Raw genomic sequence first — 21,564 nt, 5'->3', positions numbered from 1 at the left:
GCTTTTGTGTTGATAGTTGGGCGCGGCCGCCGGAAGCCGTGCGGGCGGACTATAGCGAAGCGAAGCGATCCCGGCCAGAGCGGACGATCATTTCACCAGCCCTGTCGGCGTGGCATCGAGCGCTTCGGCTGTCGGCGACTCGGTGGTCGCCTTGGCCGGCAGACTGCCCTTGGCGGTGAAAAAGGCGTCGATCGCCGCCGCGACCCGGCCTGTGGTGGCGTCCCGCCAGCTCGGAGAGGTGAGCGCGGCGCCGTCGGCGGCGTTCGACAAATAGCCGAGTTCGATCAGAACCGAGGGCACGTCCGCTGCCTTCAACACGCGGAAGCCGGCGGAGCGCTCGGGATTTTTGTTCAGCCGCGCCGCCACCTGCCAATAATTGACCAGCGTGCGGGCAAAGACATGGCTGTAGGTGCGCGTCTCCTGGCGCGTCAGATCGAATAGAATATTGGAGACACCATCGTCTTCATCCTTGCTCTCGACGCCGGCCACGGCATCCGACTGGTTCTCTTTTTCGGCGGTGCGGGCGGCCTCCGCGTCCGAGGCATGTTCGGAGCAGGTGTAGACCGTGGCGCCGGAAACGCCGGCGGCGTCGGAAATCGTATCGGCGTGGATGGAGACGAAAAGCGAGGCTCCGGCCTCGCGGGCGATTTTCACCCTGTCGCCGAGGGCGATGAAAACATCGCTGTCGCGGGTCATGACCACCTTGTAATGGCCGCTGGCGCGGAGCTTATTGGCCAACTCTCTGGCGAAATCGAAGACGATGTTCTTCTCGACCAGCCCGTGAACCATGGCGCCGCTGTCGATGCCGCCGTGGCCGGGGTCGATGATGATGACCGGCAGATCGCTCGTCGCTACGGCGCCCGCAGCAGGCGCGGGGGAATCAGCGGCGGCCTGTTGGGCCGCCAGGGCGCTGCGCGCGGCAGCGAGGAAGGCAGCGCGGTCGGCCCTGGCGAGAGAAACCACCAGCCGCATGCCGGTAGGGCCGGAGACCGCGATGGCGCGCAGGACGCGGGCCGGCGTCGACAGATCGATGACGATGCGGGATTTTCCCGGCGCGAAAAGGCCGAAACGATAAGAGGCGACAAGGCCGCCCGGTATCTGCGCCGCAGCGTGCCGGTGGCGGCCCGTATGGGCGCTTTCCGATGGCGCGGCCTCGAATTCGACTTGCGGCAGTTCGACGACGATCCGGTCCGGCGCGGCGAGGACGAAAGAGCTGGCGGTGACCGGCGCCGAGAGATCGAAGCTGATCTCGGCCCGCTCCGAACCGTTGACGAGACGGGCGTTCGCGGCAAAGACCGGCCCGGCTGGCGTGCGCGCCGCCGGCCCGGCATCGGCGAGCGCCACCTGGCGCAGGCCGGTGATCCCCCGGTTCCGCGCGGCCAGAGGTTGGAGCGCGAGCAGCGCCAACAGCGCGCCGAGCGCCGCCTGCCTTCCGCAGCGTCCGAAAACTCCGGCCGAAATCAGTCTCATGGCAAAGGTTAACCTTGGATCGAACGGCCCCCTGCCGTCTCCATCGCGTGAGACTCAGAATGAAACCCCGCGGTTAACGATGCCTCACCATGCCAGAACTATGACTTGGCGGTAGTTGCTCACAGGCAACAGGATCGAGAAAACTTGCCAAATGGCAACACAACCCGATACAAGGGGGTGTTCGTGTTCGGTGCATCGTGAATCGCTTCGAACATGCGGTTCCCGCTTTGCCGCCCAAGTCGCGGCGGCGGTGTGCGCGTCGAATGGCGCAGTTTCCACCGCCTCCCGCAATACGAACCAAGTCTTTCAATGGCCGCGGCAGCGCGGCCGATGCGCAGGTAACGAGAAACATGGTCTGCCCTTCCAGGGGAGTTAATCGGACCACCAAGATGACATCTTGCAGCGAGCGCCCCGGAGTTTGGGCGCTGGCTGGTGTTCGCGTTCCGGCGCCGCGCCGGGAATGGCCTTCGGGCCGCCCCCGCCGCGTTGATACGCCACGGCCCAAAGACCGGGCCTCATTTTTCCAATCTCAACCTTCGCGTTCGGCGCTGTCCGCGCCGCCCCACCGCCCTTCGAGCGCGCTTGCGCGAGCTTTTGGCGGCAGCGGCGCGCTGAGTGTCACGCCCTTACGAGTTCCACATGCCCAACAAAATGCTCATCGATGCCTCGCACCCCGAGGAGACCCGGGTTGTTGTCACTCGCGGCAACCGTGTCGAGGAATTTGACTTCGAATCGGCCGATAAGAAACAGCTTCGCGGCAATATCTATCTGGCCAAAGTCACCCGTGTAGAACCGTCGCTGCAGGCGGCCTTTGTCGATTACGGCGGCAACCGGCACGGTTTTCTCGCCTTTTCCGAAATCCACCCGGATTATTATCAAATTCCCGTCTCCGACCGGCAGGAGCTTCTCGAAGAGGATGCCCATGCCCATCGCGAGGAGGAAGAAAATCATCGTCCGCGGCGCAGCCGCCGCCATCAGCGCGCCGAAAAGCGCCGTGGCGACGACGAAAGGCTCACCGACAAGGCGCCCGCCGAGATCGAAGAGACTGCCGAGGCGCTGACGGAAGGCGCGGAAACCGCCGAGTCGGGCGAAGGCCACGCTGAAGGTTTCGAGGCGGCGGTCGTCATCGAGATCGAGGCGGCTTCTGCGGAGTCCGAGGCGCTCCATGCGCCGGCGGCAGCTTCGGACGAAGCCCCGGCCATATCGATATCGGCCGAAGCCGAGGAACCCGCGCCGCATGTGCTCGCCGCCGATCCAGCCGGCTTTGCCATCGTCGATGATTCCGCGCCCATCGCGGAGCGGACGGTCGAAGACGAGGCCGAGGCGCGCGGACGCGGCCTCCCTGCCCCGGCCGAATCCGAAGAGGACGACGAGGAAGAAGACGAGGAACACGTCGAGCAGCTCGGCGGCGACGCGATGGAAGAAATGCCGGTGCGGGTCCACCGCTCGCGCCGTCAGTACAAGATTCAAGAAGTCATCAAGCGCCGTCAGGTTCTGCTCGTTCAGGTCGTGAAGGAGGAGCGGGGCAACAAGGGCGCCGCGCTGACGACCTATCTGTCTCTCGCAGGCCGCTATTCCGTGCTGATGCCGAATACGGCGCGCGGCGGCGGCATCTCCCGCAAGATCACCGATTCCGGCGACCGTCAGCGGCTGAAGACGATCGCCCAGGACCTCGAAGTGCCGGAAGGCATGGGCGTGATCCTGCGCACCGCCGGCGCTTCGCGCACCAAGGCGGAGGTCAAGCGCGACTTTGAATATCTCCTGCGCATGTGGGAACAGGTGCGCGAGATGACGCTGAAGTCGAGCGCGCCGACACTTGTTTACGAGGAAGGCTCACTCATCAAGCGTTCTATCCGCGATCTCTACAACAAGGACATCGACGAGGTGACCGTCGCGGGCGAGAACGGCTATCGCGAGGCGAAGGAGTTCATGCGCCTGCTCATGCCGAGCCACGCCAAGAACGTCCACCTCTATCGCGACCCGCAGCCGGTGTTCGCCAAGTCCGGCGTCGAGGCACAGCTCGACGCGATGTTCACCAATCACGTGACGCTGAAGTCCGGCGGCTATCTTGTCATCAACCAGACTGAGGCGCTCGTCGCCATCGACGTGAACTCCGGGCGCTCCACGCGCGAGCACGATATCGAGGACACGGCGCTCCGCACCAATCTCGAAGCCGCCGACGAAATCGCCCGGCAGCTTCGCCTGCGCGACCTCGCGGGCCTCATCGTCGTCGATTTCATAGACATGGAGGAGAGCCGTAACAATCGCTCCGTCGAGCGGCGGATGAAAGAGGCGCTGAAGAACGATCGCGCGCGCATCCAGATCGGCCGCATCTCGCATTTCGGCCTGCTCGAAATGTCGCGCCAGCGCATCCGCACCGGCGTGCTCGAAGGCTCGACGGTCATCTGCGCGCATTGTGCCGGCGTCGGCACGGTCCGCTCGACCTCCTCGATCGCGCTGCATGTGCTGCGCCTGCTGGAAGATGCGCTGATCAAAAGCGCCTCGCATAACATCACGGTGCGCACCCGTACCGAGGTGGCGCTCTACATCCTCAACCAGAAGCGCGCCAATCTGCGCGATCTCGAACGCCGCTTCGGCGTCGCGATCACCATCGCCGCCGACGATACGCTGACGGGCATGGCCTACCACGCGATGGAGCGCGGCGAACCGGCTGTCGGCGTGCCAGAGCTGCCATCGGCGCTGCCCGTGCCGGCACTCGAAGCACCGGAGATCGAAGCCGAAGCCGAGATCGAGGAACCGGAGGGCGAGGAAGACACCGCCGATCAGACCGAGGCGCAGGACGGTGCGCCCGGCAATGACGAAGAAGGCGGCGCACGCCGCAAGCGGCGCCGCCGGCGCCGCCGCGGTGGCCGTAACGGCGATCGTGAAGCCTCGGGCATTCAAGCGAATGCGCCGCAGCCGTCGGATGACGCCCTGGGTTATGTCGCCGGATTCGGCGGGGCCGTACAAGCCGAGCCGGTCGAGGGCGAGAGCGAAGGCGAGGACGTTGAAGGCGAAACCGCCGAACACGATGTCCTGCCACCGCGCGAGGACCGTCCGCGGCGCCGGCGCCCGCGGCGCAAAGGCCGTGGCGGCGGCGAGCGGCCAGAGGCCAACGCCGACCACTCAGAGAATGCCGCGTCTGCTGCCGAAGTGTTCGAGGCTGAGGAAAAGGCGGATATTTTCAGCGAAGAACCGCGCGAGCCTGCGTCGCGCGCGGAAGAAGCGCCGGAGCCGGTCGCGCATCACCCTGAGCCGATTGCGCCCACCGCACCCTCCTTCGCTCATGCAGAGCCGAGCACCGTCCCGGTGTCGGTCCATGCGGCCCAACCTCTCGAGCCCAAATCGGAACCCGAGTCAGAACCCGAATCCACCGACCCCGACCGGCCGAAACGGACCGGCTGGTGGCGGCGTGCAAAAGCGAGCCTTGGCAACTAGTTAAGGCGCGCGGCTCAACCGGCATCGCGGCGAACCAAAACGGCGAAGCAATCCAGAAACGAAACCTGGATGGCTTCGCTTTTTCCGCAATCACGGGCTAGCCGAACTGGAAGGCGGAGATCGCCTTGCCGAGAATATTGTCGTGAAACGTGCGCCGCGCGGCCTCCTCGCCGGCGGCCCCGGCCACGACATGCAGCGGCAACAGGTGCTCGGCCTCCGGATGGCTGGCGATGGCGCCCGGCGCCGCTTCCCAAGCAATCAATCGGCGCGTGCGCTCGGCGGCGGGAGCGCTCAGGGTCTCGTCGAGCCAGGTATCGAATGCCGCGGCCTCTTCATTGCCGCGGCCCGAGAAGAAATTCCGCAGATTGTGATAGCTCATGCCGCTGCCGACGATCAGCACGTCCTCGTGCCGCAGCGGCGCGAGCGCGCGGCCGATCGCCAGATGCGTCGCCGGATCGAGATTCTTCTGCAACGAGAGTTGCACGACCGGCACGTCGGCATCGGGCCAGATCATCTTGAAGGGCACGAAGACGCCGTGGTCCCAGCCGCGCTCGGTTTCGCTCGCCGGCTGAAAGCCGGCCGCGTCGAGAAGTTCGCCGACACGCGCGGCAAGCGCCGGTGCGCCCGGCGCGGGCCATGTCAGCCGGTACGTCTCCGCGGGAAAATTATAATAATCGAACAGAAGACCGGGGTGCGCGCCGGCGTGAACGGTCGGCGTAGCTTCAAGCCAATGGGCGGAGATGACGAGAATCGCCTTCGGCCGCCGGCCGAGCGTCGCGGGAATGTCGCGCAGGAAGGCGCCCATCTTCGTCCACAGTCGCTGCGGATCGTCCATGAAGAAGCACGGGCCGCCGCCATGCGGAACGAATAAAGCGGGCCAGGGAGCGGATGAAGACGTGGAAGAGAGTGTCATCGGCTCAATATGGGAGCGGCGCGCGACAGCGCAAAGCCGCCGCGATCAGTTCTCCTCGATCGCCTCGGCGACGAGCCACTGATGCCAATCATGCGACGAGCCGTAAAAGGCGTTGCGGTCGACATAGCCCCGGATGCCGGGCACATGGCCCTGGGCGGTGTGCTGCCAGAAGTTCCAATGCCGCCCGGCATATTTGACGTCGGGATAGGTCTTCACGCTACGCACCCACATCGCATAGTCGGAGAAGGAGCCGTCCGCCAGAACGTCGCGATAGAAATCGACCGACGTGTAGATGATCGGCTTCTTGCCATAGGCATGCTGCATGGCATCGAGAATGGTCTTCATCGTCGCCAGCGCCTCGTCGCGCGGGATGCGTCGCGGGCACGTGTGCGAAACGGGATTCCACTCGACGTCGAGGACCGGCGGCAACGCCTGCGGGTCGTTCGGGACATGCTGGAGGAACCAGGCCGCCTGCTCCTCGCCCGAGCGACACCAATAGGCGAAATGATAAGCGCCGCGCGGGACGCCGGCGGCTTTGGCCGCTACCCAGTTCGCGTCGAATTTCTCGTCGACGCGGTCGCCGCCTTCCGTCGCCTTGATCCAGGCGAAGCGCACGCCGGACGCGCGCACCGAATTCCAGTCGATGTCGCCCTGATATCGCGACACATCGATGCCGTGGATCTCGAAATCGGCGGCTGTGGGATAGACCTCGGTGTCCGGCACCGCGCCGGAGCAGCCCGCCAGCAGAAGACTGGCGCAAAGGCACAAGGCGGCACCGAGGATCGGCAGGCCTGAGCCTGCCACCCCCCGCCGGCGGGACGCCGGAGCTCCACCCATCGGCATAGCACTTCGGATCATCAGATCGCTTTATCCGATGCCAGGTAACGAGCCGTTAACACGCTGCAAGGCCCGACGCGGTGCTCCGGGCTTTGCCCCTCTGGCGTCCTTTGTCGCGCGATCTTGCGGCAAGGAAAAGGCAAGCCAAGGTTAAGAACCGGATAATTTCAACCTTGAGCTTAGCCGTTACTGCGCAAATCCGGCGGCGTCGCCTCGCCGGAAAGGGCCGCAAGCGCCTCATCAAGCTTGAGGCTCACCTGATCGGCCGAGCCGAGCCGGCGCACAGAGACGGTGCGCTCCTGCGCCTCGCGCTTGCCGACAACGAGCAGCACCGGGATTTTGGCGAGCGAGTGCTCGCGCACCTTGTAGGTGATCTTCTCGTTGCGCAGGTCGTATTCAGCCCGCAGCCCCAGCTTCCGCGCCGCGGTCACGACGTCATAAGCGTAATCGTCGGCATCCTGCGTGATCGTCGCGACGACGATCTGCACCGGCGAAAGCCACAACGGCAGATGGCCGGCATAATGCTCGATCAGGATACCGGTAAAACGCTCGAGCGAGCCGAAGCTGGCGCGGTGGATCATCACCGGCGTCTTCTTCTCGCTGTCGGCGCCGATATAGAACGCGCCAAAACGGCCGGGCAGATTGAAATCGACCTGCGTCGTACCGCATTGCCATTCGCGACCGATCGCATCGCGCAGCGTATATTCGAGCTTCGGCCCGTAGAACGCGCCCTCGCCCGGGCTTACGGCGGTCTTCAACCCCTGCGCGGTGAGCACGTCCAGCACCTGCTGTAAGGCGGCCTCGGCCTTGTCCCACGCCTCGTCCGAGCCGACGCGCTTTTCCGGCCGCGTCGAAAGCTTGACGACGACGTCCTTGAAACCGAAGTCCTCGTAGATCGTCAGGATGAGGTCGTTGATCTTCAACGCCTCTTCCATGATCTGATCCTCGGTGCAGAAGATATGCGCATCGTCCTGCGTGAAGGCGCGCACGCGCATGATGCCGTGGATCGCGCCAGACGGCTCGTAGCGATGCACCAGGCCGAATTCGGCAATCTTCAACGGCAGGTCGCGATACGACTTGAGACCGTTCTTGAAGATCTGGATATGGCCGGGACAGTTCATCGGCTTCAACGCGAAGACGCGCTCGTCCTCGGTCATCGTCGTGAACATGTTCTCGCGATAGGTCTGCCAATGGCCGGAGGTTTCCCACAGCGCCCGGTCGAGCACCTGCGGCGTGTTCACTTCGACATAGCCCGCCGCCTGCTGGCGCCGCCGCATGTAGGAGATCAGCGTCTGGAACAGAGTCCAGCCTTTCGGATGCCAGAAGACCGTGCCAGGCCCTTCCTCCTGGAAGTGGAACAGGTCCATCTCGCGGCCAAGACGGCGATGGTCGCGTTTCTCCGCCTCCTCGATCTGCTTCAAGTAAGCATCGAGTTCGGCCTGTTTGGCGAAAGCCGTCGCATAGATGCGCTGGAGCATCGGCTTGTTGGAATCGCCGCGCCAATAGGCGCCGGCGACCTTCATCAGCTTGAACGCATTGCCGATCTTGCCGGTCGAAGTCATGTGCGGGCCGCGGCAGAGATCGAGCCACTCGCCCTGCTTGTAGATTTTCAGATCCTGATCCGCCGGGATCGCATCGACGAGTTCGACCTTGAACGCCTCGCCGTGCTCCTCGAACCAGTCTTTCGCCTGATCGCGCGACCAGATTTCCTTGGTGAAGGGTTTGTCCCGCGCGATGATCTCCGCCATCTTCTTTTCGATGGCGGGGAAATCCTCCGGCGTGAACGGCGCGTTGCGGAAGAAATCGTAATAGAAGCCGTTCTCGATCACCGGGCCGATCGTCACCTGCGTGCCGGGATAGAGCGACTGCACCGCCTCGGCCAGCACATGCGCGGCATCGTGGCGGATCAATTCCAGCGCGCGCGGGTCCTCGCGGTCGATGAATTCGATCTTCGCGTCATGCTCGATCGGGTCGGCAAGATCGGTGAGCTTGCCGTCGAGTGCCATCGCGACGGTGCGCTTGGCGAGCGAGGGCGAAATGCCCTTGGCGATCTCGCTGCCGCGGATGCCGGCCGGAAACTGGCGCGCGGCGCCATCGGGAAATGTCAGGGAAATCATCGTCTTTCCTTCCGCTCACTCGCCGAAACCAATCGGCGTAAGCATAAGGGCCGCCCTCAGACGGGAGGTACAGCCAGTGAAGGCCGTGCCATAGCATGGTTTGGCGTGGCGTCAACCGGTCGACGCGGAGCCAAAGCGCATGATTTCAAATGCGATGATGCGCCACGCGGGAACACCGGGGACTTTTGGGGCGCCCGCGCGTTGGGGCATCAATGGAGGATAGCGATGACCGTAAGCAAGAAAGATCAGGCTGCGAAGTCCGGCTCCGACGCCAAAAAGTCGGCCAAATCCGCCGCCGATGCGGCGCTCGACGAAGCACTTGAAGACTCCTTCCCGGCGAGCGATCCGCCGTCCCTCACCCAGCCCGAAACCGAGATCGGCTCGCCCCACGACCATAAGCCTCAGCCGAAGAAACGCTGAGCCTGGGCGAAGGAGCTTCGTCAGCCCAACTCCAACGCTTCCTCCGGGCGAAGACGCAAATAATCGCGCAGACGCGTGGCGACGGCGGACATTTGCGCACGCCTCATGTCGACCCAGAATGGCAACGCGACGACAGTTTCCACGAGACGATCGGTCACCGATAGGTCGTCTCGCTTGCTATCAGCAAAAGCCGGGTGCCGATGGCAGCCTTCGGACCACCACCTGCGCGCTTCCATGCCGCCTTCGCTCATCCGGGCGATGAGCTCGCCGGCTTTGTGACGTCTCAAGACGACGTTGAAAGTCGCCGATGCATGTCTGTCGTTACGAAGGAAAATATCGCCGTCTTCCTCCGATTTGATCAGTTCGCTGCGGTATAAGGCTGCCTTCCGCAGAAACGCCGCGCGGGTCTGAGGCCATCGGCGAAATGCCGCGAGCCCGACCGCAGCGGCATATTCACTCAATTTCGCGTTTGCGCCCGGGTAGATGCTGCGACGGGCGGCATCGAGACCAAAATTGCTCATCCGCCGAAGCTGCTCGGCACGCTCCTTGTTCCCGCAAAGGATGAAGCCGCCCTCGCCGACCCCAAGTACCTTCGTGGCATGAAGGCTGATCACGGAGACGATCTCCGGATGCGAGCGCGCGGTATCGAACCCCGCGGCGGCATCGATGATGACCGGAATTCCCGTTTGTTTGTAAAATTCCGCCCACGCGGCCGTCTCGACCGGTGCGCCGAACGGCGCGACAACGACAACGGCCGAGATACGCTGCCGGACTTTTCCGAGCGCACGATGAACACTATCGACCGTCAACTGCCAGGACTGCGGATCAACGTCCAGAAAATACGGCTGAAGGCCCGCATTGACCGCCGCAACCGGCGTGGCGACGAAAGTCCACGCCGGCATCATACACAGGCCGCCCGTCTCGGCGCTCGCAGCGCGCAACGCGAGTGACAGACCAGCCGTAGCGCTTGAGACTGTGACGACGCTCCCGGGAGGCGCCTCAAAATGCCCGGCAAGCTCCTGCTCAAACCTCTCGTTCAAAGGACCGAAATTGCTGTACCAGCGGCGCCGGTCTATCTCCCGCAAAAAAGGCCCGATGGCATCTGCGCCTGGCAGCCGCGGACGCAAGGTCGGCAATATAACGCCGGCGCGCGTCATTTCGAGCGCTCGCGGGCGGGGTTGCCGAGCAATTTGGAATCCGGAGCGGAATCACGGACGACGACTGAACCCGCGGCAACAAATGACCGGGCGCCGATATTGATTCGGTCGATAATTGTTGCGCCGATCCCGATTTCGCTCTCTTCCTCGATGAGGCCGTGACCGCCCACGCGTGCGCCCGCTTGAATACTGGTGAAAGGCTCTACACGGGTGTGATGACCGATCAACACACCACGATTGAGAAAGACATGTCTGCGGATGCAGGCGCCCGCCGCGACGATACAGCCCGCGCCGATGACACATCCCGGCTCGACTAAAGCGCTCGGAAAGATCTGCGCGGAAGGATCGATCAGGGTGCGAAATACAAAACCTGCCTTCTCCGCTTCCTCGATAAAGGCGCGGCGCGTCGGCCTCCCCATCGCGTTGACAGATAAAAATTCATCGGCGCGCGGGCGAATCTCGCTCCAGAGAAAGATGGGAGGCGCGTCCGGCGCCCGCGTTTCTTGCGGCGGTTCGCGGTTCACGACGAATCCCGCGACGGGAAGATTCCAGGCACGCGCCACGATGTCCACGACATCGGCCGCAAGGCCCCCCGCACCGAACACCAGCACTGGTTTGGAAAGCTCCCTGGCGTCCGGAGCGGTGGGAATCATTGCGAGGGACTGACCATTTTCTGCCGGCGCAACTGGCTGCGCCGCTTTTCCAGCGCGGAACGCTGAATTCGCTGTTTCAGTTTCATCCCAAACGCCAAAATCCAGTGGCGCGGACTCACGAATTTACGGCGCGCGAGAAAAAACAGATCGTTTTCCTGCGCATCACCAACCGGAATCTCGTATGTGAGATAGCGCTCTTCCGAGGCAAGCTTGCTTTGCAGCTTGTCGCGGAAGGCATTGCTCATATTGTTGCGGTGAATGCGATAATAGAGAAGGTCCTCCGCGACGAAGTAAAGACCGTCCATCGCGGCCGCCCGCAACGGCAAAAGAAGGTCAAGGCCGAGGGGCAGCCGCTTCTTGGTCAATCTCGGGAAGGACGTGAGAATCGCCGGATCGAAAGCCAGCGTTGCGCCAAGCATCTCCGGCCGCCAACCGTGCAGGATGATTCGTTCGGGAGAAATGAAACGTGTTTTGCCGGTCTTCGGCGCTTCGCCATCAAGACCCAGCCAGATTGCACGGCTTGAAATCATCGACGCCCCGGTGCGCTGGTGCGCCTCCACCAGAACTTCCGTACGGTTGGGCATCGCCACGTCGTCGCCGTGGGCCATGACGATGAACGCGTCATCGCCAATCATCTCTACAACTTTGGCGAGATGCTCGACCGATCCTAAACGCGCCGAATTGCGATTGAGCCGAACAGGATGTGGCCCCGAATATTTCGCCACCTCGACTTCGATGATATCGAACGTTAAATCTTCGGAAGCATCGTCACTTATAAATATTTCAAGATCAGAATAGGTTTGCGACAGTGCAGACAACACCGCCTTGGATATGAATGCTTCCTGATTACAAGACATCAGCAGATAGACGACGCGGCTTTCAACGCTGTCCACCAAATCGCCCTCTTAGTAACTAAAAAAAGCCATAACATCATTATAATTATAATTGCCAAACTTAAGTTACGCAAGAACGTCCTTCAATTCCAATCATGGGAAGAAAAATCGTGGAAAAATTCCCTAAATTCCAGAAGGATTGCCGGACAAAAGGGGTGCGGGCGTAAGAAATTTGCTGGCGATGACGCCGCCGGTCGAGGTGAGCGGCGGTTGTGCGGCAGTCGAAGCACAGAAACCGGGAGCCCAAGCGACTTGTCCGCGGGCGATAGTTCTGGACGAGGACCGGTGATTTGCTTGGTCGGAGTGGCGGGATTCGAACCCACGACCCCTTGTCTCCCAGACAAGTGCGCTAACCGGGCTGCGCTACACTCCGACTGCGGCCCTTATAGAGAAAGGCCATGGCCCCCGCAACGCGCATTGGCGCGGAAAATGGCCGCCTCCGCTGGACAAATTCGACGCGCGAACAAAAGGATGAAACCGCTAGCGAGAGTTGGCTGGCCGCCGCGCATTATCGAGCAGACGTTCGCATTCGCTCAGTTCGGCCAAAAGTTCTTCGAGGATTTTGTAATCCGCCGGTCCGAGCGAAGCGGATTCGCCACCATAGCCTGACGCCGCAACTGCATTGTGCAGTTCTCCGAACGCAAAATCGTGCGGCTCATCCGCATCCCGAACCGGAGTTTCACGCGACGGCTCGCTCCGCGCCGCGAGGTCCAGCTTGACCTCCACCGGCAGTTCGTCCATCGGCACCAGATCGGCGTCGCCGCGCCAGGCTATGATGACACCCCGCGCGCCCTGCTCCTTGAGGATTTTCTGCACGCCCTTGATCGTATAGCCCTCGCTATAGAGCAGGCGTCGGATGGCACGCAGAAGATCGACGTCCTCAGGCCGGTAATAGCGTCGGCCGCCGCCACGCTTCAGCGGCCTGATCTGCGTGAAGCGCGTTTCCCAAAATCGCAAGACATGCTGCGGAAGATCGAGGTCTTCGGCGACCTCGCTGATGGTTCGAAAAGCGTCCGCTGTTTTTTCCATCGCCAAACCCGGTTGCTCCCGTTCCGGCAAAGCTCGCTCGTTCGCGGCCACCGCAACCATGCAAGTTCATACGACGCATGCGCTGATTTTCAGAACCGCCAGCAGTCGCACATGGAATATCGGCTGTCATGCGATGACGGCGACGCGATCGCTTTGCCGGCGCAGGCAAGCCGGATTCAACGCACTGTAATGCGAATCACTTTACTCGGATTCTGGCTTGGCGGGAACGCCATTGATCCGCGCTTTAAGCAGATTCGAGGATTTAAACACAAGCACCCGGCGTTCCTTGATCGGCACTTCAACACCGGTCTTCGGATTGCGTCCGACGCGCTGGCCTTTATGGCGCACGCTGAACGAGCCGAAAGAGGAAAGCCGCACGGCTTCGCCCGTGATCAGTCGCTCCGTGATTTCGTCGAGAACCTGTTCCACAAGCGCCGCGGATTCCTTTCGCGAGAGGCCGACCTGCTGATAAACGACTTCGGCAAGATTGACCCGCGTCACCGTTTGCGATCCCTCGCCGTTTTTGGCGCTCGCGAGAACTCCTGCGAAATTCTCGGGCTGAGGAATCGTTGTCGACAATTCACTTTTGACCATTTTCAGACTCGATGATTTTTGAGCGTGACGATTTTGCTCTCAATAATGATAACCCGTCAGATTATTCAACAACGATCCAAGTCATTGCGGGCGACGGCGGCATAATTTGAACCGTCTCCCGAGGAGAAAATCCTTCTGACATTTGATCGGCCCCGCATCCCCGTCCCGCAATCATGGCGCTAGTGCCCGTTATTGCTCAAACTCTGACGCAAAAGGCACGTTAAAGCAATAGACTGAAAGTCTTACGCGAAATGCGATATGACACAACGTTGTCAATGCGTCGGAGGCCTCTACTTGCCGACGCTCGTATCTACCAGCGAATGAGTGCCGCGCCCCAGGTAAAGCCGCCGCCCATAGCCTCGACCATGACAAGGTCACCCCGCTTGATGCGCCCGTCGTCGCGCGCGGCGCTCAGCGCCAAGGGTACCGAAGCCGCCGATGTGTTGCCATGAAAGCTGACTGTCTTCACGACCTTGTGGGGAGCGATTCCGAGCTTTTCCGCAGAGGCGTCGATGATACGGGCATTGGCCTGATGCGGCACGAACCAGTCGAGTTCTTCCGCTGTCGTGCCGGTCGCGGCGAAGGCGGCATCCACCACATCAGTAACCATAGTTACGGCTAGCCTAAAGACTTCACGGCCTTCCATACGGACATGCCCCGCAGTTCCCGTCGAGGATGGACCTCCGTCGGTGTAAAGCTTCGACAGATGCCGGCCGTCGGAGCGCAGATGCGCGGTCAAAACCCCGCGGTCGGCGCTCGTCCCCTCGCCCGGCTGCGCTTCGACTACAACGGCCGCCGCGCCGTCGCCGAAAAGCACGCAGGTTCCGCGATCCTGCCAATCGAGAATCCGCGAAAACGTCTCGGCGCCGATGACGAGGGCCCGCTTGTGCGATCCCGAGGTCAGATATTTGTCCGCCGTCGTCAGCGCGAAGACGAAGCCCGAACAGACCGCCTGAAGGTCGAAGGCAACACCACCCGTCATTCCGATCGCGGCCTGCACCTGCGTTGCGACGGCGGGGAAAGTAAAGTCCGGCGTCGCCGTGGCGACGATCAGCAGATCGATGTCCTCGCCCTTGAGGCCGGCGTCGGCGAGCGCTGCCTCGGCGGCGTACGTCGCCAGCGTCGAGGTCCGTTCGTCCTCGGCAGCGATATGGCGCAGCTTGATGCCGGTGCGCTGGGTGATCCAGGCATCGCTCGTGTCGAGCATCTTCTCGAGATCGGCGTTGCTCAAAATCCGCTTTGGCAAATACGACCCAAGGCCGGTGACGACGGAGCGGAGGACAGCATTCTGCGATCGGGTCAAAGAGATGTTCCTAATGCCAAGCGGTGTGACGCGGGCCGAGATCGCGCGGCGTTGAGGTTGGTTCGAGCTAAGCCTGGGTAATGCGGCCAATCCTGATGGGTTGGGCCGGGATGTGCGCGAAAGGCCGGTCTCCGCTTTTTTCGCCCCACGCTCTAGAGCATTTTTGGTCCCGGCAGAAGCCCGAACTTGAGCGCGTCCGAACGCGCCGCGGCCTCACGGGCGCACGGCATCGTCCTCCGAGGCCGCGATGCGCGCCGCATCGGCCTCGCCACGGTCGGAGAGCGAATTCTGGATTTTGCGCAGAAGTTGGTCGCGGACCATTTCGTAGCCGATTTCCAGCGCGCGCGCCGTCCCGACTGCGTCGGAACCTCCGTGGCTTTTGACGACGACGCCTTCAAGGCCGAGCAGAATGCCGCCGTTGACGCGGCGCGGGTCCATCTTGTCCCCGAGCGCCTGAAACGCCTGCCGCGCGAAGAAATAGCCAACCTTCGAGGCAAAGCTGCCACGCACCGCCTCGCGCAAATAGGCGCTGATCTGCTTGGCCGTCCCCTCGGCGGTCTTCAGCGCGATATTGCCGGAGAAGCCCTCGGTCACGACGACGTCGACCGTCCCCTTGCCGATGTCGTCGCCCTCGACGAAGCCGCGATAATCGAAATCTGCTGAGGGCGTTTCGCGCAGAATGCGCGAGGCGGCCTTCACCTCCTCGATGCCCTTCACTTCCTCGACGCCGATGTTGAGAAGGCCGACCGTCGGCCGCGCCAATGAAAGGACGATGCGGGCCATCGCGGACCCCATGATCGCCAGATCGACAAGATGCTGCGCGTCGGCGCCGATCGAGGCCCCAACGTCAAGCACGATCGACTCGCCGCGCAGCGTCGGCCACAAAACCGCGATAGCCGGCCGGTCAATGGCCGGAATCATGTGCAGGCAGACTTTCGCCATCGCCATCAGCGCGCCGGTGTTGCCGGCGGAAAAAGCCGCATCGGCCTCATCTTTTTTGACCGCTTCGAGCGCCTGCCACATGGAGGAGGTACGCCGGCCGTTGCGCAACGCCTGGCTCGGCTTGTCGTCCATGCGGATTTCAACATCCGTGTGCCGGAAACTCGATACAGCCGCGAGGCGCGGATTGGCCGCGAGCAGCGGCTTGATCCGTGCTTCATCGCCAAAAAAGATGAATTCGAGATCGGCGTGCTGGGCGAGCGCGAGCGCGGCGCCCGGCAAAATCACCTCTGGGCCGTGATCGCCCCCCATGGCGTCGATCGCGATCCGCACCGATTTGGTCATAAACGCTCCTCAGTCCGGCCGTGGCGCCGGCTGCGGCCTGATCCGCTAAGCCAAAGCGCGCCACGCCGCAAGCGCGGCCGGATCACGACTGGCCGGTCAGCTTCTTGAGCACGTCGAAGGGCCGTTCCGCAACGTCGTGCGGATCGGCGACGGCAGCGAATTCGGCGCCGGGCTTGCGCGGATAAGGATCAAGACCCAGCGCGAGGAATTCGGCCGCCAGCGCGCCGAGGTCGATCGCGCCATCCTCGATCGGATCGGGCGGATCGCGGTCGGCCGGATGGGCGGTTCCCGACAGGGCATCGGCCTCCGCCGCGGCACGCTCTGCCTCGGAGGGTTCGGCGAAATCGACATCGACTTCCTCGACGACATCGCTATCGAACGGCTCGAGGGTCAGCACACAGATTTGGGTGATCTTCGCCTGCACCGTTCCCGTGACATTGAACTGCGAAAGCCCCTGCCGCGCGACATGGAAATCCGCATCGAGCGCGGCGATGCCGACGAGCCGGTCGGCCTTGGCGAGCGCCTCCCGCGTCGGCGCGTCGGCGCTGAGGCTGACGTCGATTCCCTGCTCCGGGATTTCATCGACTCGAACGGGATGCGAAAAGATCTTCTGCGGTACGTCGGGGTGTTCTTTACTCATCGCAGCACCTCTTCCGGCGTGTTCCGGAAAGTTGATAACTTTCGCGGCCGAAACACATTCTATCTTCAGTTGGCGATTTCTTGGCGGAGGAATTCCCTCCGATCCCGAAAGCGCGCTAGGCAGCCTTTGCGCGGAATATAGGGCCTTCGAGAATTTCTGCGAGCGACATTTGCGCAAGGCCGGCCTCGCGATCCCTGACAAAAGCCGCCAGCCGGGCGCCATCGGCCGCGCCGCCGAAGACATTGCGCGACAGTGCCGCGGCGAGCGCCGCCTGCCCTGCCGGACCGCTCTGGTCGAGCGCCGCATTGTAGGTGCTGGCGCGGCCGAAAAAAGCCTCGGCCAGATCGCGCATGCGCCGCGGTACGGCGACGTCGCTGACGCCCGCCTCCCGCAAGCCGAGATCGAAATGGCGGAAAATCGCGTCGGCGAGATCCTGCGCAATCTCCGGCCCGGGCGGCGGCAAGTGCTTCAGCCGCCGTAGCAGCAGGATGGCATGCAGGGCGATCGATTCGAAACGTCCGTCAAGATTGTCGGCGATGCCGTAAGCCGTGAACAAAACCGGGTCGCGCGCGGCGGCGATGATCTCGCCGTGCAGCCGCTCGATGATACGGGTATTGCCTCTGCCCCGGAAAAGTCCAAAAATCATGACTTTAAAGACTCATGTCGCGACTTGGGCGGGGCGAGCCGCGGCCTTGATTTCCGCTGTTGCGGGGGATAGGCAGCACCAAGCCCGGCATAATGAAGAATTGCCAAGCAACGCGCATTTGGCAACAGGAGCGGGTGCGAAAAGTGAGTATTGGTTTTTCGCGAAAATCCCCACTCCAAGATATTAGAAGTCGGTCGCGTTATACGCGATCTGAGGCCCCGGAGTTTCAACGAATGATTTTGCAAAGTGCGGCCGAAGTGCAGGGACGGACGGCCGCGCGCAAGCGCCGCGTGAAGGCAATCGGTCACATATTCCGTCTCGGCCTCTGTCTCGGTCTTGCCACCACATTGTCCGGCTGCCTTGGCTACGATGGCGACGTCGTTCACGGCTATCAGCTCGACCCCAGCCTGCTCGCCCAGGTCAAGATCGGCTCTTCGGCGGAGCAGGTTCTGGTCGTGCTCGGCACCCCTTCGACGACTTCGACAGTCGGCGGCAGCGCCTGGTATTACATTACCCAGAAAACCGAGCGCCAATACGCCTTCATGGACCCGAAGATCACCAGCCAGCACGTTCTGGCTGTCTATTTCGACAAAGACAAGAAGGTCACGCGGCTCGCCGATTACGGCTTGAAGGACGGCAAGGTCTTCGATTTCGTCACCCGCACGACCCCGACCGGCGGCGCCGATTCTGCGATCCTGACAGGCATGTTCAAGAATCTGCTGAACTTCCAGTAGACCGCGCGCGCTTCCCTCGATGTTCAAAAATCCCCTCTCCCGCGTGCGGGAGAGGTTTGCGTGTCGCTGACGGCGCGATGCGCCCGTCAATGCGCCAGAACGGCGAGCAGCAGCAGCGCGACGATATTGGTGATCTTGATCGCCGGGTTTACCGCCGGTCCCGCGGTATCCTTGTAAGGATCGCCGACCGTGTCGCCGGTGACTGCAGCCTTGTGCGCCTCCGAACCCTTGACCCACGTGACGCCGTTCTTGTCGACGAAGCCGTCCTCGAAGCTCTTCTTGGCATTGTCCCAGGCGCCGCCGCCCGAGGTCATGGCGATGGCCACGAACAGGCCGTTGACAATGACGCCAAGCAGCGAGGCGCCGAGCGCCGCGAAAGCCGATGCCTTCGAGCCGGAGATGAACAGCACGCCGAAATAGACGACGAGCGGCGCCAGCACCGGCAGCAGCGACGGCACGATCATTTCCTTGATCGCCGCCTTGGTCAACATATCGACGGCGCGGCCGTAGTCGGGCCGGTCGGTGCCGGCCATGATGCCGGGCTTCTCGCGGAACTGCCGGCGCACTTCCTCGACCACCGCGCCCGCCGCGCGGCCCACCGCTGTCATGGCGATGCCGCCAAAGAGATAGGGGATGATGCCGCCGAAGATCAGCCCGGCCACGACATAGGGGTTGGAAAGGTCGAAATTGACCGTCCCGACATCCTTGAAGTAGGCCACGCCGCTCTCGGTGAAATGCTTGATGTCGTTGGTGTAGGCGGCAAAAAGCACCAGAGCGCCGAGGCCGGCCGAGCCGATCGCGTAACCCTTGGTGACGGCCTTGGTCGTATTGCCGACCGCGTCGAGCGCGTCCGTCGAATGGCGCACCTCTTTCGGCAGGCCCGCCATTTCTGCGATGCCGCCGGCATTGTCGGTCACCGGACCGAAAGCATCGAGCGCGACGATCATGCCGGCAAGGCCGATCATGGTCGTCACCGCGATGGCGATGCCGAACAGGCCCGCGAGCTGCGAGGCGAAGATAATGCCGCCGACGATCACCAGCGCCGGCAGCGCCGTCGCCTCAAGCGAAACCGCCAACCCTTGAATGACATTGGTGCCGTGGCCCGTCACCGACGCCTGCGCGATGGAGATCACCGGCCGTTTTCCGGTGCCGGTGTAATATTCGGTGATAACGACGATGAGCCCCGTCACGGCGAGGCCCAACAGACCGGAGAGGAAGAGATGCAGCCCGGTGATCGTATGGCCCTCAACGACGCCGATCTCGCCCCAGCCGACTGAGAACTGGGTCGCGACCGCGAGGCCGACAATAGATAGAACGCCTGTGGCGATGAGGCCTTTGTACAACGCGCCCATGATCGAATTGGTCTCGCCGAGCTTGACGAAGAACGTGCCGGCGATCGAGGTCACGATACACGCCGCGCAGATCGCGAGCGGGTAGAGCATCGTCCGCGTCAGCGTGACTTCGCCGGCGAAGAAAATCGCCGCCAGCACCATGGTCGCGACGACCGTCACGACATAGGTCTCAAAGAGATCGGCGGCCATGCCGGCGCAATCGCCAACATTGTCGCCGACATTGTCGGCGATCGTCGCAGGATTGCGCGGATCGTCTTCCGGAATGCCGGCCTCGACCTTGCCGACGAGATCGGCGCCGACATCGGCGCCCTTGGTGAAGATGCCGCCGCCGAGACGGGCGAAGATCGAGATGAGCGAAGCGCCGAAGCCGAGCGCGACGAGCGCATCGACAACCTCGCGGTCATTCGGCGCAAGCTTGAGCGGGCCCGTCAGAACCCAGAAATAGACCGACACGCCGAGCAGCGCGAGACCGGCAACCAGCATGCCGGTGACAGCGCCCGCCTTGAACGAAATGTCGAGGCCGGCGCCGAGCGATTTCGAGGCGGCCTGCGCGGTGCGGACATTGGCGCGCACCGAGACGTTCATGCCGATGAAACCTGCCGCGCCGGAGAGGACCGCGCCGATCAGGAAGCCGATGGCAACCGTCCAGGAGAGCAGAAGGCCAAGAACGATGAAGATCACGACGCCGACGATGGCGATGGTCGTATATTGGCGCTTGAGATAGGCTTGCGCGCCTTCCGCGATCGCTGCCGCGATTTCTTGCATCCGCGGTGAGCCGGCGTCCGCTTTCAAAAGCTCCGTCGCGGTCCAAATTCCATAGGCGACGGCCAAGACCCCCGCGGCGATAATAATCCAAATTGCAAGCATCGATTTCCGCCCTTCATTACGAATGCGCTGCCGGATTTTTACCCGGCTTGTTTCTCGCGCGTGTGATCGGGAACAAGTCAAAAAGGCAAGGCCGCGGGACGGCCGCCAATTTCCAATCGCCCCCTTCAACGGTCGGCACGCCGCCCGTGCGCGGCAGCATGATCGAAAGCGCGATCTAGTGCAATCCTACGGACGAAGGAGGAGCCAGCACCAGACGGTGCCTAAAAGTGGCCGTAAGACAAGGACTTGAGCTGGATGGCGCGGCCCGCGGTATCATGGAAGACGGGTGGAGTTGTGCCCCGCCGCGCGACGCCGATGCGGCGAACCGGAACTTGCGCCGCCGCCGCGGCCCGTTCGAAGCTGGCGGCCATGTCCGGCGGGACGGCCGCGAGAATCTCGTAATCGTCGCCACCGGTGAGCAACGCCGCGATCAGCCCGTCCTCGGCCCTGAGGGCTTCCTGCGCCGCCGCGGAAAATGGAACTTCCCCGATCTCGGCCGTCAGCCCGCTCAGGCGCAGCATTTTGGCGAGATCGCCCGCCAGTCCGTCCGATATGTCCATCGCGGCATGTGCCGAGGCCCGTAAAGCCGCGCGGAGCGTGAGCCGCGGCTGCGGCAGAAGATAGCGCTCGCGCAGGAACACCTGCGATTCGGCGCTCAGCTCCAGCCCCCAAGCCGGTGGCGGCAGGCCGCGCAGGCCCAAACCCAAAACCGCGTCGCCGATGGTCCCGGAGACGTAAAGAATATCGTTCTCCGCCACGCGGCTCCGCGTGAGCCGCAGGCCAGCCGGCACGCTGCCGAGCGCCGTGATCGAGAGCGTCAGGGCGCCAGGGCTTTTCACCGTATCGCCGCCAATGAGCGGGCAGCGATAGGCCGCCGCGTCCTCCCCCAATCCGGCGGCGAAGGCGGCCAGCCAATCGGGCGTCCAATCGTCCGGCAGCGCGAGACCGAGCAGGAAGCCAAGCGGCTCCGCGCCCTTCGCGGCAAGATCGGAAAGATTGACACGCAAAGCCTTGCGGGCGATCGCGCCGGGCGGATCGTCGGCGAAGAAATGCACGCCGGCGCAGAGCATATCCTTGGTGACGACGAGATCCTGACCCGGAGGCGGCGCGAAAGCAGCGGCATCGTCGGCGAGACCGAGACCGGCCGGCCCGGAGAGCGGCGCGAAATATTTTTCAATGATCTCGTCTTCACCGGGACGGGTCATGACATGCGCCTT

18 protein-coding genes and 1 tRNA gene are annotated in these 21,564 nt (G+C 62.9%); 3 read left to right on the top strand and 16 right to left on the bottom strand.

The genetic code is table 11. The annotated features are described in order from the left end of the window. Positions 1 to 87: 87 nt before the first annotated feature. Complete coding sequence (locus tag CWB41_RS10400) at positions 88 to 1,470, bottom strand: N-acetylmuramoyl-L-alanine amidase (protein ID WP_115836783.1); 1,383 nt, start codon at positions 1,468 to 1,470, stop codon at positions 88 to 90. Positions 1,471 to 2,109: 639 nt separating this feature from the next. Between CWB41_RS10400 and CWB41_RS10395 the strand changes: the two genes are divergently transcribed. Continuing rightward, entirely contained in the window at positions 2,110 to 4,908 is a 2,799-nt protein-coding gene (locus CWB41_RS10395) for an Rne/Rng family ribonuclease (RefSeq protein WP_115836784.1), read from the top strand. 97 nt (positions 4,909 to 5,005) lie between these two features. Here the strand turns inward: CWB41_RS10395 and CWB41_RS10390 are convergent, their stop codons facing one another. From CWB41_RS10390 to thrS, 3 genes are all read right to left on the bottom strand, one after another. Continuing rightward, positions 5,006 to 5,743 (bottom strand): DODA-type extradiol aromatic ring-opening family dioxygenase, encoded by a 738-nt coding sequence (locus CWB41_RS10390; RefSeq protein WP_245441029.1) that lies wholly within the window; start codon positions 5,741 to 5,743, stop codon positions 5,006 to 5,008. A gap of 123 nt (positions 5,744 to 5,866) precedes the next feature. Continuing rightward, positions 5,867 to 6,625, bottom strand: a complete 759-nt coding sequence (locus tag CWB41_RS10385) for a glycoside hydrolase family 25 protein (protein ID WP_245411290.1) — start codon at positions 6,623 to 6,625, stop codon at positions 5,867 to 5,869. A gap of 212 nt (positions 6,626 to 6,837) precedes the next feature. Next, positions 6,838 to 8,775 carry a threonine--tRNA ligase gene (gene thrS / locus CWB41_RS10380; protein ID WP_115836786.1) on the bottom strand — a complete coding sequence of 646 codons (1,938 nt, stop codon included), beginning with the start codon at positions 8,773 to 8,775 and terminating at the stop codon, positions 6,838 to 6,840. A 225-nt stretch (positions 8,776 to 9,000) separates the two neighbouring features. Here thrS and CWB41_RS10375 point away from each other — a divergent pair, with 225 nt between their 5' ends. Beyond that, positions 9,001 to 9,195: a hypothetical protein gene (locus tag CWB41_RS10375; RefSeq protein WP_115836787.1), complete on the top strand. Its 195-nt coding sequence runs from the start codon at positions 9,001 to 9,003 to the stop codon at positions 9,193 to 9,195. 20 nt (positions 9,196 to 9,215) lie between these two features. Here the strand turns inward: CWB41_RS10375 and CWB41_RS10370 are convergent, their stop codons facing one another. From CWB41_RS10370 to CWB41_RS10325, 10 genes are all read right to left on the bottom strand, one after another. Continuing rightward, complete coding sequence (locus tag CWB41_RS10370) at positions 9,216 to 10,352, bottom strand: DegT/DnrJ/EryC1/StrS family aminotransferase (protein WP_115836788.1); 1,137 nt, start codon at positions 10,350 to 10,352, stop codon at positions 9,216 to 9,218. Then, a complete protein-coding gene (locus tag CWB41_RS10365) occupies positions 10,349 to 11,005 on the bottom strand; it encodes an acetyltransferase (RefSeq protein WP_115836789.1) in 657 nt (218 codons plus the stop codon). The genes CWB41_RS10370 and CWB41_RS10365 overlap by 4 nt, the downstream gene beginning before the upstream one ends. Next, positions 11,002 to 11,898: a glycosyltransferase gene (locus tag CWB41_RS10360; RefSeq protein WP_115836790.1), complete on the bottom strand. Its 897-nt coding sequence runs from the start codon at positions 11,896 to 11,898 to the stop codon at positions 11,002 to 11,004. The genes CWB41_RS10365 and CWB41_RS10360 overlap by 4 nt, the downstream gene beginning before the upstream one ends. Positions 11,899 to 12,193: 295 nt before the next feature. Next, positions 12,194 to 12,271: transfer RNA gene (locus tag CWB41_RS10355), tRNA-Pro, on the bottom strand. Between the two features lie 107 nt (positions 12,272 to 12,378). Continuing rightward, complete coding sequence (locus CWB41_RS10350) at positions 12,379 to 12,927, bottom strand: MerR family transcriptional regulator (protein ID WP_115836791.1); 549 nt, start codon at positions 12,925 to 12,927, stop codon at positions 12,379 to 12,381. Positions 12,928 to 13,128: 201 nt separating this feature from the next. Next, a complete protein-coding gene (locus tag CWB41_RS10345) occupies positions 13,129 to 13,521 on the bottom strand; it encodes an integration host factor subunit alpha (protein WP_115836792.1) in 393 nt (130 codons plus the stop codon). Positions 13,522 to 13,831: 310 nt separating this feature from the next. Then, positions 13,832 to 14,824 carry a beta-ketoacyl-ACP synthase III gene (locus CWB41_RS10340; RefSeq protein WP_115836793.1) on the bottom strand — a complete coding sequence of 331 codons (993 nt, stop codon included), beginning with the start codon at positions 14,822 to 14,824 and terminating at the stop codon, positions 13,832 to 13,834. A 213-nt stretch (positions 14,825 to 15,037) separates the two neighbouring features. Next, positions 15,038 to 16,108: a phosphate acyltransferase PlsX gene (gene plsX / locus CWB41_RS10335; protein WP_115836794.1), complete on the bottom strand. Its 1,071-nt coding sequence runs from the start codon at positions 16,106 to 16,108 to the stop codon at positions 15,038 to 15,040. An 82-nt stretch (positions 16,109 to 16,190) separates the two neighbouring features. Beyond that, positions 16,191 to 16,748 (bottom strand): YceD family protein, encoded by a 558-nt coding sequence (locus tag CWB41_RS10330; RefSeq protein ID WP_115836795.1) that lies wholly within the window; start codon positions 16,746 to 16,748, stop codon positions 16,191 to 16,193. A gap of 115 nt (positions 16,749 to 16,863) precedes the next feature. After that, on the bottom strand, positions 16,864 to 17,394 hold the full coding sequence (locus CWB41_RS10325; protein ID WP_115836796.1) for a ubiquinol-cytochrome C chaperone family protein: 531 nt from the start codon (positions 17,392 to 17,394) through the stop codon (positions 16,864 to 16,866). Between the two features lie 233 nt (positions 17,395 to 17,627). On the opposite strand from CWB41_RS10325, the gene CWB41_RS10320 reads away from it, so the two are divergent. Next, positions 17,628 to 18,128 carry an outer membrane protein assembly factor BamE gene (locus CWB41_RS10320; protein WP_115836797.1) on the top strand — a complete coding sequence of 167 codons (501 nt, stop codon included), beginning with the start codon at positions 17,628 to 17,630 and terminating at the stop codon, positions 18,126 to 18,128. Positions 18,129 to 18,214: 86 nt separating this feature from the next. Here the strand turns inward: CWB41_RS10320 and CWB41_RS10315 are convergent, their stop codons facing one another. Together CWB41_RS10315 and thiL are read right to left on the bottom strand one after the other, a co-directional pair. Further along, positions 18,215 to 20,347 (bottom strand): sodium-translocating pyrophosphatase, encoded by a 2,133-nt coding sequence (locus CWB41_RS10315; protein WP_115836798.1) that lies wholly within the window; start codon positions 20,345 to 20,347, stop codon positions 18,215 to 18,217. A gap of 221 nt (positions 20,348 to 20,568) precedes the next feature. After that, positions 20,569 to 21,552: a thiamine-phosphate kinase gene (thiL, locus tag CWB41_RS10310; protein WP_115836799.1), complete on the bottom strand. Its 984-nt coding sequence runs from the start codon at positions 21,550 to 21,552 to the stop codon at positions 20,569 to 20,571. Positions 21,553 to 21,564: the final 12 nt, after the last annotated feature.

It is taken from the genome of Methylovirgula ligni (genome assembly GCF_004135935.1).
GTDB lineage: Bacteria > Pseudomonadota > Alphaproteobacteria > Rhizobiales > Beijerinckiaceae > Methylovirgula > Methylovirgula ligni.
The sequence above is the reverse complement of the archived record's forward strand: the minus strand, read 5'-3'. Positions and strand labels throughout refer to the sequence as shown.